Annotated in this window: 12 protein-coding genes; 9 read left to right on the top strand and 3 right to left on the bottom strand. The window is 37.2% G+C overall.

The genetic code is table 11. The features are described from left to right. Positions 1-10 precede the first annotated feature (10 nt). Positions 11-214, top strand: a complete 204-nt coding sequence (tatA, locus tag ACIQZI_RS15210) for a twin-arginine translocase TatA/TatE family subunit (protein WP_403074381.1) — start codon at positions 11-13, stop codon at positions 212-214. 467 nt (positions 215-681) lie between these two features. Further along, a complete protein-coding gene (locus tag ACIQZI_RS15205) occupies positions 682-2070 on the top strand; it encodes an amino acid permease (protein ID WP_062183996.1) in 1389 nt (462 codons plus the stop codon). A gap of 408 nt (positions 2071-2478) precedes the next feature. Here the strand turns inward: ACIQZI_RS15205 and nhaC (ACIQZI_RS15200) are convergent, their stop codons facing one another. The 3 genes from nhaC (ACIQZI_RS15200) to ACIQZI_RS15190 all read right to left on the bottom strand — a co-directional run bounded on the left by nhaC (ACIQZI_RS15200) (position 2479) and on the right by ACIQZI_RS15190 (position 5295). After that, positions 2479-3909: a Na+/H+ antiporter NhaC gene (nhaC, locus tag ACIQZI_RS15200; protein ID WP_403074379.1), complete on the bottom strand. Its 1431-nt coding sequence runs from the start codon at positions 3907-3909 to the stop codon at positions 2479-2481. Then, positions 3875-4060, bottom strand: a complete 186-nt coding sequence (locus tag ACIQZI_RS15195) for a hypothetical protein (protein ID WP_403074377.1) — start codon at positions 4058-4060, stop codon at positions 3875-3877. The genes nhaC (ACIQZI_RS15200) and ACIQZI_RS15195 overlap by 35 nt, the downstream gene beginning before the upstream one ends. Before the next feature lie 359 nt (positions 4061-4419). Beyond that, positions 4420-5295 carry a LysR family transcriptional regulator gene (locus tag ACIQZI_RS15190; RefSeq protein WP_062183990.1) on the bottom strand — a complete coding sequence of 292 codons (876 nt, stop codon included), beginning with the start codon at positions 5293-5295 and terminating at the stop codon, positions 4420-4422. A gap of 219 nt (positions 5296-5514) precedes the next feature. On the opposite strand from ACIQZI_RS15190, the gene ACIQZI_RS15185 reads away from it, so the two are divergent. From ACIQZI_RS15185 to ACIQZI_RS15155, 7 genes are all read left to right on the top strand, one after another. Next, complete coding sequence (locus ACIQZI_RS15185; RefSeq protein ID WP_403074375.1) at positions 5515-6606, top strand: LLM class flavin-dependent oxidoreductase; 1092 nt, start codon at positions 5515-5517, stop codon at positions 6604-6606. Positions 6607-6675: 69 nt separating this feature from the next. Further along, the gene (locus ACIQZI_RS15180; protein ID WP_403074373.1) at positions 6676-7428 is read left to right on the top strand and encodes an SDR family NAD(P)-dependent oxidoreductase; all 753 of its coding nucleotides are present in this window, start codon (positions 6676-6678) and stop codon (positions 7426-7428) included. A gap of 158 nt (positions 7429-7586) precedes the next feature. After that, positions 7587-8012, top strand: coding sequence for a riboflavin kinase (locus tag ACIQZI_RS15175; protein WP_403074371.1), 426 nt, complete (start codon positions 7587-7589; stop codon positions 8010-8012). Positions 8013-8021: 9 nt separating this feature from the next. After that, the gene (locus tag ACIQZI_RS15170) at positions 8022-8315 is read left to right on the top strand and encodes a hypothetical protein (protein ID WP_403074369.1); all 294 of its coding nucleotides are present in this window, start codon (positions 8022-8024) and stop codon (positions 8313-8315) included. 99 nt (positions 8316-8414) lie between these two features. Next, positions 8415-8963, top strand: a complete 549-nt coding sequence (gene ssuE / locus ACIQZI_RS15165; protein WP_403074367.1) for an NADPH-dependent FMN reductase — start codon at positions 8415-8417, stop codon at positions 8961-8963. A 737-nt stretch (positions 8964-9700) separates the two neighbouring features. Beyond that, complete coding sequence (nhaC, locus tag ACIQZI_RS15160; RefSeq protein WP_403074365.1) at positions 9701-11155, top strand: Na+/H+ antiporter NhaC; 1455 nt, start codon at positions 9701-9703, stop codon at positions 11153-11155. 1 nt (position 11156) lies between these two features. Beyond that, positions 11157-12023 carry an MBL fold metallo-hydrolase gene (locus ACIQZI_RS15155; protein WP_403074363.1) on the top strand — a complete coding sequence of 289 codons (867 nt, stop codon included), beginning with the start codon at positions 11157-11159 and terminating at the stop codon, positions 12021-12023. The last annotated feature ends 7 nt before the right edge of the window (positions 12024-12030 follow it).

Here is a 12030-nt window from a genome sequence, read left to right as displayed (position 1 = left end):
AGCATAGAGTATGTTACAAAACATCGGAATTCCAGGTTTAATCATTATTCTTGTCATTACACTGATAATTTTTGGTCCGAAAAAACTTCCTGAAGTTGGTTCCGCCTTCGGAAAAACCCTATCTGAGTTTAAAAAATCTGCTCAAGATATAGTAAGTGATGAATTAGATCAGGTAGCTGAGGCGGATAAGGCGTCTGATTTAGTAAAGAAATGAGTATTTATTTATCCCGCATTAACAGGCAGTAAGACCCCTACCTCAAGGCTTGGAGGAATCGAAGAAGCATAGGTGGGGGTTAACTGTCCGTAAAAGCCCGATTGGTTCAACTAACAATCAGTGGGGGATGAAAAAAAACCATTGATTGAAGTTTCACTTTATGATTTTGTTGTTTTTCTTTAATCAACTACTTTTGATTGAAGCATAGTCTTGTGTCAAAACAGGGTCAGAATCGCATTCTATATATCCGTTTAAAACGATATATAGAGGATGTGAAGTCTGACTCTTATTTTAATGAAAAAATAATTTATGGAAATGATTGATATGCTAATATTGGTAAGTGGTTTTCTAAAAATACAATTGTATTTTTACAGAGAACATATTATTATGATATAAGAAAAAGTATTAGATAGATAGAGTCTATAATGGCCTTAATTAGGTAATATAGGCAATTGGAGGAGTTAGTTTTGGCAAATAAAGAATTAAAGAGAGGGCTAGAGGCACGTCATATTCAAATGATTGCTTTGGGCGGTACGATTGGTGTTGGGTTATTTATGGGCTCAGCCAGTACGATTAAATGGACCGGCCCATCTGTCATGTTAGCTTATGCTGTCTGTGGTCTTTTTATATTTTTCATCATGCGCTCTATGGGAGAAATGCTTTATTTAGAGCCTACTACGGGTTCATTTGCAACCTTTGCGAGTAACTATATTCATCCTTTAGCAGGTTATATGACTGCATGGAGTAATTGGTTTCAATGGGTAATCGTCGGAATGTCCGAGATCATTGCCGTTGGAATGTATATGAAGTATTGGTTCCCAGATCTACCCGCATGGATACCAGGTGTGGTCGCCATGGTTATCTTAGGAGCTGCAAACCTCATTTCTGTAAAATCTTTCGGGGAATTTGAATTTTGGTTTGCGCTAATTAAAATTGTCACGATTGTATTGATGATTATTGCTGGCCTAGGTCTGATCTTTTTCGGATTAGGAAATGGCGGCGATGCAATTGGCTTATCAAATCTTTGGGCAAATGGCGGCTTCTTCACAGGGGGCTTTTCAGGATTCTTCTTCGCGCTTTCCCTTGTCATAGCATCCTACCAAGGTGTTGAACTGATCGGAATCACTGCGGGTGAAGCAAAAAATCCAACGAAGACTATAACAAGAGCGATCCAAACGATCATTTGGCGTATATTAATCTTTTATATTGGCGCTATTTTTGTCATCGTAACCGTCTATCCATGGGATCGACTAGATGACATTGGTAGTCCATTTGTTTCAACCTTTGCCAAAATTGGTATTACTGCGGCGGCAGGTATTATTAACTTTGTCGTCATCACAGCAGCGATGTCTGGATGTAATAGCGGGATTTTCAGTGCAGGGCGTATGCTGTACACTTTAGCATTGAACGGGCAAGCTCCGAAAATCTTTGCAAAAGTATCGAAAAGTGGAGTGCCAGCATATTGTACGATCGCTGTCCTTTTAGGTTTAGCAATCGGTGTTGTCTTGAACTTCCTTGCACCGCCACAACTATTCCTTTATGTGTACAGTGCTAGTGTTTTACCTGGAATGATTCCATGGTTTGTCATCCTTATTAGTGAGCTTAAATTCAGAAAGGTAAGAGCTGTAGAAATGGATAACCATCCGTTCAAAATGCCTTTTGCTCCTTACAGTAACTATGCAACAATTGCCTTTTTACTGATGGTGTTGGTTGGTATGTGGTTTAACCCTGGAACTCGTATCTCCCTTATTGTGGGAGTCGTTTTCCTTGCTATTGTTGCAGCAAGTTATTACTTGTTAAAAATGGATAAGCGAGTACCGTTAGGAACTAGTGCGGATGATGATATTACTGGGTAAGTAGCTTTGGGCCGTTCGATATAAACATCCTATTTTGTCATAAAAAAAGGTCAGACTCACACTTTATATATCGATTTTAAACGATATATAGTAGTTAGGAGTCTGGCCCTTTCTTTTGTGCTTTTTTACATGAGTGAGAAATTTTATGGCCGAATGAAAGAGAATAAGATACAACTAGATTATTAATTAAATAATCTAAAGTGAAAAGAGGGAACGAAATTTAAGTTTCGATTTACTGGAACAATACATTTAGCCGGAAGTTTTTATTTTAATCCCAGTGATTTATCTAGACTGTCCCATCTAATAGTGGGAGTCAGTACAAAATTCGTTGTTTCTGTGAAATACCCGAATGGTTTTAATACGGATTTAACCGCTTTTTTACCAAAGTCAAGAGTTATTCGTATATTGTTACTGCGACTGTGCCCGGTATTCTTCTTCAACTGTAGGTTCATCCTTTACATACCAGATAAACTTCCCTGTATAGCCATATATCACTGCAATCGTAATAGCTACAAAAGGAAACCATACAAAAGGTGCATACGCGAAGGTTGATACACCAAGGACGGATGTCATGTACATGGCGTTTTCTGTCCAAGGAATCATTACACCAGTTAATGTACCACCTGTCTCTGCATTTCTTGAGAGTACTCGTCGTTCGATTTTTAGTTTGTCATAGTTTTCTCCTGTCATTTTAGTAGCTGTAATAAGAGCTACAAAAGCGGCGCTACCGAAGAAATTCCCAAAGAATCCTGCTGCAATAGTTGAAACAGTTAATCTTCCTGCATTTTTAGCCCAACGTGAAAGAATATCACTGACAACTTTTATGACGCCTGTTTGATCCATTAATCCTCCAAAACCAAGAGCAACTAAGAAAAATGCAATTAACCCAGACATAGAGTCGATGCCGCCCCTGTTTAACAATCCATCTAAAAACTCAATCCCTGTATTTGCACTATATCCGCCATAAGCTGTTTTTAATGCAGAAATAAATTCCATCCCTTGAAATGCCCAAGCCCAAATTACTCCAAGTAACGCACCGAATGCAATGGTTGGAATAGATGGCTTATTTAAGGCTAGTAATATGATGACTATCAAAGCTGGTATAAGTGAATACCAGGATAAATTGAAGTGACCGCTTAATGCATTTGCATTTTCTTGTACTTTGCTCACGTCCAAGCTACCATCCGAATAGATTAATCCTGCGAAGTAAAACAGAATGGCAGTAATTAAGATCGCAGGTAAACTAACATAAAGCATAGAACGAATATGATCCATCAACCTAACTTTGGACAGAGATGCAGTTAATACAGTCGTATCAGATATTGGAGACAGTTTATCACCAAAAAATGATCCCGAGATGACAGCACCTGCAACAAGAGGAAGTGGTAATCCGAAACTTTGCCCAATTCCCATCATGGCAATGCCTGCGGTACCTGCTGTTCCCCAAGAAGTACCGGTGGCTAACGAGGTAATAGCGCAAATAATTACTGTACCCGGTAGAAAAACACTCGGATGCATGAGTTCAAGCCCGTAATAAATAATACTTGGTACAATGCCTCCTGCAATCCATGTTCCAATTAAAGCTCCAACTGCTAAGATAATTAATGGTGCCTGAAGCCCGTTCGTAATTCCTTTGATAATTGATTCTTGAAGGTCATCATACGTATGTCCAAGGTAAAGTCCAAAGCCTATAACAATGAACCAGACAATGAAAAGAGAAAGTGAAATATCAATTTCAAATATACTAACCGAACTGAACATTACAACCATAAATAATACTAATAGAATAATAATTTCTCCTAAATTAGGCAATCGAGGCTGTTTCCTTATGTTTGACATTTGCATCCCCCAGTTCTAGTACTTGAATTACAAATGGAATATTTCGCTTCCATAATAAATCATAAGCTGCATAACTTACTTTTGTAATAAAGCGTTGTAGCATAAGTTTATTTGGTACGATAAATAAGTGAAATGGTGAATTGTCCTGCATGTCGTTGTTATCCCGCTTAATGAAAGCGCTTAAAATTCTACGAGCTAAAAACGGTAACAAAGCACCCTATGTTAGTTCTTAATACACAGAAGCCTCAGTATTGGCAGGGGATGATCAATAAAAATAATAATCCCCTCAGACAAAGCTTATCTTGTCTAACAATCATCGTCACCCCTTTTCAAAATTGATTTTAGAGAAAATATCGAAAATTCATTTTTTGTGATTTATTAAAGTATTAACCAATTATTAGTCCATGTAAAATGAATATAAATGATAGTAAGGATTAGTATTACTAATGTAAGGTAGGTTCTTCAAAATATTACTAAATTTGTAGTGGAAATAATAGTTTCGATGAAATCTTAAGTGAATTGCTCCACCCATACTTTCACACACTCTATAAATTTTTCTGTTGCAGGAGAAGTAGTGGATGTTGTAGCAAGTCCGATGATACGATAACTATCAATTTCTAAATTAAGAATAGAAAAATCATTGGATGAGTTGTTTAATGCTACCATTTCCGAAAGTATACTAATGCCAAGATTATTTTCAACCATCGAGATGATGGCATTATCTTCATATAACTCATATTTAATAGCTGGTTTAATAGTATGTTCTTTAAAAATCCGTGTTACATCTGTATCTCCTCCTTCTTTAGGAATAATGAAGGGTTCATTCTCAATTTGGTTAAATGTAATTTTTTTTTGTTTATGTAACGGATTTTGATTAGACACAATACATACCATTGGATCTTTCTTTAATGGAATGACCTCAAGGGATTTAGACAAAGCAGGAAGAACCAAAAATCCACAATCCACTTCATTATTTACTAACCAGTGCTCAATGGTTTTATAATCTCCTTCAAATAATTTAATTTCAATATTTGGGTAACTTTGTTGAAAAAAAGTGATGATCTTAGGCAGCCATTGAGATGCCACGCTTGCAAAAGTTCCTACCTTGACCGTACCCACTTCCATTCCTTTAATTGCAGCAACCTCTTGTTTAATTTCTTCATTAATTTGTAATAGTTCACGAATATGTTTGATAATACGTGCTCCATCACTTGTTAGTTGAACGCCTGAACGCGATCGAGTGATCAATGGTATTCCCCACTCCGTTTCAAGGCTATTAATGGCATGGCTTACGCCGGGTTGTGTTAAATTGAGTGAATTTGCGGCTTTTGTAAGACTCTTTAATTCAACAACTCTACTAATTACTTCATATCGTGAAATGGTCATTAGCTCACCTCATCCATTAGTTTATATTATATTTAATATTATAAATATTCATTTTACTTATGTAAATACTACGATTATAGTAATAAATAAGCAAATGTAATTTAAGTGAGAGGGAATTATTAAAGGAATGACATGTAAACCCTTACACACGCGTATGCGCTGGTAAAAATAATCTCCTCGTACTTAAAATAGAATATAAAAAATTAGGAGGAATTTTAAATGAAATTAGGTCTATTTTTATATGCTTCCCACCCGCCGGAGAGATCTTATTATGATGCAACGCAATGGGATTTAGAAATGATTAAGTATGCAGATGAATTAGATTATGAAGAAGTGTGGCTGGGCGAACATTTTACAGCTGAATGGGAACCGATTCCTGCTCCTGATCTCGTGGTAGCTCAAGCACTGCTTCAGACAAAAAAGATTAAACTAGGTGTAGGAGCACACTTGTTGCCATACCATCATCCTGCTGAACTGGCTCATCGTGTAGCATACTTAGATCATTTAGCTCAAGGAAGATTTTTATTTGGAGTCGGCTCAAGTGGTTTAAGTAGTGATTTAGCTCTTTTCAACGTAGATGGAAGTACCGGTGAAAATATTAAGATGACGGCAGAAGCACTCGAAATCATCCTTAAATACTGGACAGAGGATGAGCCGTTTGAATATAGAGGTACCTATTGGAATGTTAATAAGACAGACCGTATGCATAAAGTGTTAGGTCCTCATATGAAACCTTATCAAAAACCATACCCTCCAATTGGGGTGGCTGGTTTGAGTCCTTATTCAGAAACATTAAAGATCGCAGGACAAAGGGGCTTTATTCCGATGAGTTTAGCTTATCGACATAGTGCAGCATCAAAGAATTGGGAATCCGTTGTTGAAGGCGCAAAACGTAGTGGTAGAACCCCTGATCGTGAGGATTGGAGAGTTGGTAAAAATATATTTGTAGCTGAAACCGATGAAGAAGCGTATGAGCATTCGGTACATTCAATGATGGGAAGACATTTTGGAGAATACTCTATCCCTTTATTTAAGAGCTTGGGTAGATTGTCTATCTTTAAAGAGGATGAGAATATTCCAGATGAAGATGTAACAGTAGATTATATCGCGAAAAACTGTTGGTTTATCGGTTCGCCTGATACAGTGGCCAAGAAACTCGATCATTTCTATGAAATTTCCGGTGGGTTTGGTACTTTGCTAACCCCAGGCTATGATTATCTTGACAATCCAGAAGTATGGAAGAAATCAATGAGACTGCTAAAGGAAGAAGTTCTTCCAAGATTAGAGCAGAACCGTATCGTGTACTATTAATCGTTCTTGTATTTGGCGTTGTTATTTTTAATCAAGTTCTTCCAATAAATTGTTAAGAGGTGTTTTAAAATGGGGCGTTTAAACGGAAAAGTAGCGATCATTACAGGAGCAGCCAGTGGCCAAGGTGCCTGTGAAGCTGAAATTTTTGCAAAAGAAGGAGCAAAAGTTGTAGCGGTCGATGTACAAATGGATCTTCTCCAACAGGTAGTTTCAGACATACGAGATTTTGGTGGAGAAGCAGTTGCCATAAGACTTGATGTGTCTTCAGAAGAAGAGTGGAAAAAAGTAATAGAACATACTGTTGAAAACTATGGGCAAGTAGATATTCTTGTGAATAATGCAGGGGTCATTATCTCAAATAATATTGAAAACTGTACATCAGATGAATGGAATAAGATTCAGAACATCAATTCAACAGGAGTTTACTTAGGGATGAAATATGCCATTGCAGAAATGCTTAAAACGGGTGGGGGTTCGATTGTTAATATTTCATCTATCGATAGTCTTGTAGGCGGTAGTAGTTCTGCTGCATATGCTGCTTCAAAGGGTTCTGTTAGATCCCTATCAAGACATACAGCCATTGATTATGCAAAAAGTAATATTCGAGTGAATTCTGTTTTCCCGGGTTATATTATAACTCCAATGACTGCAGAGCAGCTTACTGATGATGATAGAAGTGAATACATTTACAGTCAAACCGCTCTTCCTTATTTAGGAAATCCTGAAGATGTTGCTTACGGAGTTCTCTATCTTGCTTCAGACGAGGCTAAATTCGTTACTGGAACGGAATTGGTAATCGATGGGGGCTTCACAGCCAAATAAAGTGAAACTTCAATCAGTGGGTTTTTTTCATCCCCCTACCTACGCTTCTTCGATTCCTCTAAGCCTGGTCTTGGCTTTCCGTGAATGCGGGATAAATGGTTAGGACTACAAGTAGATAACTTCACCATGTAATTACTCTAAAAATGGGGTGTTTCGAAATGAATTCATTCATTACTTCCATTCATGGAACAGTCATTTCCGGGAAACAAATAGGTCGAACAATTGGTTTCCCTACAGCCAATTTGCAGATATTATCTGAAATTCCGAAGTTAGATTATGGAGTATACGGAGTCATTGTCGATTGGAAAGGAAGTAAAATTCTAGGCATAATGAATATAGGAATAAGACCAACATTTCATGACCATTCTGAAGTCAGCTACGAAGTGCATTTACTGGATTTTGATGAAAATATCTATTATGAACATATAAATGTAGATATATGTTTTCAGGTAAGAGAAGAAAGGTCTTTTAAAGATATTTCAGAACTAATTAAACAAATCCAAAGTGATGTTGCTTATGTTAAAGAAAAACTACGAGTTATGGATCAGAGTAATCAAAATAAAAATCACTTTGTTCATGTGTAAGGTGAATGTATGAAAAACGATACGAATACCCTTATACATTTACCTGACTTATTATTTGTACAATGGTGTGATACTGAATTTGGCATAAATCGTGGTGTATACAATACGATCGACTCTTGGTTCTACCAAAAAGGGGTAAAGGAAATTACTCAGCGCCGAAAATACATTCTGAAATTTTCACAAAGTATAAATCAGTACTGTGATAAAAAAGTGAAAATTAAATTTGGGTCTGGTGGATTGGTTCCTTGCTTAAATCATTATTGGGAAGTATTCATAGAGAGTGGATTGAAACAAAATGCTTAATTAAATAATAGAGTCTCTAACAAATTATACATTCTAATAATATACGTATGATTTTTCTAGATAATAGAATTTCTATAAACATAGAAAGGGTGGGCGGGCATGACAAAAGCAGTCATAATTTATGGAGGCCATACCCGAAAGTCTCGATTAAAAGGAGTGCTAGACAGAGCAGAAAAGTTCCTATCTATAAATGATTTTGAGTTTGAGACAATTTATGTTCATGAATTGCCTGCACATGATTTAATTAGCGCCAATTATAAGAGTGAATCCATCATTGATGCGAATGCATTGGTAGCGGCGGCAGAGGTGGTTATTATCGTAACGCCTACTTATAAAGCTTCGTATAGTGGTATCTTGAAGACCTATCTGGATTTACTACCACAAAAAGGATTTGAGGGGAAAACGATATTGCCACTTGTCGTTGGTGGATCGTTTGGTCACTTGTTAGTCATTGAGTATGCCTTGAAGCCGGTACTATCAGCACTAGGTGCGAGAATGATATTAAAAGGTGCATTCGTGCTTGATACACAGATTGAGTATGCAGAAAATAATCAATTTCAGCTCCATCCTCAGGCTGAAGAGCGACTTGCAAATGTGCTCCAGCTCGTCCAAGAAGAAAGCCAATATTCAACTCCAATTTACAGATAAATCAATAAAAAAACTGAAACGATTAGGGTGCTCCATAAGGGTCTGACCTCGCACTTTAAATCAGTATGTAGTATTTCATTCCACTTATCCTATATTATATTTAACTGTGGCGGGGTCTAACCTTTTTCTTTTGGGTCACCCCGAATTAAAGAAGATCGGAAACATAAAAATTAAAAACATGCCGCTGCATCTTTAATATCTGGATTAACACTATAACCCGCTATGAAGAGGTGGGTAAAATCATAGAAAAATTAATTGGAAAAAGCCTGAATTCTTATAGAATTGGGCTTTTTTCGTCTTTTAAAGGAGGAATATTTTTAGACTGAAGAGATCTTATTAAAAAATAGTCGATTGACATGCTAAGAGGTCTTATATTAAGATACTAATATACTTACTTACACAAAAGCATAAAAGCGTTGAATCGAAAAAGTGACTGATTGTTTAGTGATTTTAGAAATTCGGTCGATAGTGGAAATAAGCCGAACATTCAGTTAATTATAATGAGAGAGCTGGCTTCTGTCCGGGAATGCCGTTATTCAAATGAGTGAATAAATTTTTTTTGTTAATGAAGGTGGTGCTATGAAGCTTCCATCTCTTTTTAGGGATGGAAGCCTCTTCGTTATGATTGGTAATAAAATGTACAATTTATTAAGGAAATGAGTCATGACAAGCTTCTGCTGTCTCTCTTACCTTAAGTTAAAGCCCCTCCAGTTCGTCCGTTGATGAGCAGGGTGCCGATGTTAAGCAAACAATTAGTAAAGGAAGTGAAAAGTAAAATGGGAAAAAATATATCAATTGGTTTAGCGCTATTGCCTATTGTAACTTTAATGACTGCAGGAGCTGCTTCTATTTTAATTTGGAAAGCTGGTATGTTTATTCCTTTAATTATTGGAATTATTGCGACAATCCTTGTTGGAGTGATCAGTGGTTATAAATGGGATGAGCTGGAGCAAATGATGGTGAATGGTGTTTCAAAAGCTTTGCCTGCGATGTTTATATTGCTAGTTATTGGATTGATCGTGGGAACATGGATTGCCAGTGGTGTGATTCCATCTATGATCTACTATGGATTATCATTTATTCACCCTTCATTCTTTATTCCAGCTGTCGCTCTTGTTACCGGGATCGTTTCCGTCACTCTTGGTAGCTCATTTACTTCGATTGCCACGATCGGTTTAGCGTTTATGGTAATTGGTGAAGGGATGGGGTTTCCGCCAGGACTTATTGCTGGTGCTGTTATATCAGGGGCATTTTTTGGAGACAAATTATCACCTCTATCTGATACGACGAATATTGCACCAGCAATGGCAGAAACGGATTTATTCAGTCATGTTCGCCATATGCTCTGGGATACCATTCCTGCATTTATCATCACACTCGTTTTATATGGAATAATCAGCAATGGGTCACAGCAAAATGTTGTAGATACAGGGAAAATTGATATGATTTTGGCGGGGATCGAAAAGACGTTTTTCATTCATCCCTTGCTGTTATTATTACCTGTACTAACTATTTTACTTATGATGAAGCGTTTGCCAGCTTTGCCCATATTAATGACTGTTGGCTTGCTGGGGGGATTAGTAGCATTTATTATACAAGGTCAATCAATCACTTCCGTTGTTAACACAATGACATATGGATTCACGGCTAAATCCGGTGTCAAAGAGGTTGACTCTTTATTAAATAATGGTGGAATAGTTTCCATGCTTAATACAATCGGTTTATTAACCATTGCTACAGCTTTAGGAGGACTTTTAGAAGGTACTCGTGTCTTCCAAACTTTAATTCGGCCTATCATCAATAAAATAAAGACGACTCGTTCATTAATTGCGACAACGATTGTATCGACTTTTATCGTTGCCTTCGCAAGTGGTGCCCAATTTTTAGCGATAATCTTACCTGCAAGAACATTTGTTCAAACATATAAAGATTTAAAAATTGATACGAAAAATTTATCTAGATGTGTTGAAGCGGCAGGAACAGTCGGAATCACACTGGTGCCTTGGGGTGTACCAGCTGTTTTTGCAGCGAATATGTTAGGGGTAGGAGTAGAGCAATTTATTCCATATTTATTCTTTGCTTTCCTCGTTCCCCTTATCAATATCATTTATGGATTCACTGGTTGGACGATAACGAAAAAAGATTATCTTGAGGAGCAGGTGCAAGAGAGGGAATCATTAGGAGGAAATTAACATGAGCGAAGTCATCGTGAATATCATTGGCACAGCGCAAGATGCTGGTGTCCCGCATCCGAATTGTTTTTGCAAGAACTGTGTAAAAGCAATAGAAGACGCAAAGTTTCGGAGGTATGCTTCTTCCTTGGCTATTATTCTACCAAAGTCAAAAGAGTGGCACTTGATTGATGCAACTCCTGACTTAAGGGAGCAAATGGCATTTATCCAAATGAAGTACCAGCTACAAAAACAATTGATGGATAGCATTTGGCTTACTCATGCCCATATTGGACATTATCCTGGATTAATGTTTTTAGGAAAAGAAGCGATCGGCGCTAAAGGAACATCTGTTTATTGTGGTGAAAAAATGAAGCAGCTACTAGAAAATCATGCACCATGGAAGCAACTAGTTGATCTTGAAAATATTAATCCAATAGAGATCACACATGAACATCCCGTCGAACTTACATCAGCTGTTCGAATAACTCCTGTGGAAGTTCCGCACCGAAATGAGTTTTCTGAGACTTTTGCATTTTGGATTGAAGGGCCGACTCGTAAACTCCTTTATATACCTGATATCGATCGATGGGATGAATGGGATCGTGATATATATGAAATGGCCAAGGAAGCAGATATTTGCTTATTGGATGGGACTTTCTATTCAATAGAAGAAATTGAACGAATGGGGCGAGATTATAAAGAAATTCCTCATCCGGTGATGACGGAAACAATGGATCGCCTGCAAGACTTAGTGGATGAAACAGCTATATATTTTACTCATTTCAATCATACCAACCCCGTTATAGATCCAGAAAACTCCTTTATCAAACAAGTAAAGGACAGAGGGTTTCACATTGCTGTTGAGGGTATGGAAATTTTATTATAAAGATTTT

This window comes from Peribacillus sp. NPDC096379 (genome assembly GCF_044762875.1).
Classification (GTDB): Bacteria; Bacillota; Bacilli; order Bacillales; family DSM-1321; genus Peribacillus.
The sequence above is the reverse complement of the archived record's forward strand: the minus strand, read 5'-3'. Positions and strand labels throughout refer to the sequence as shown.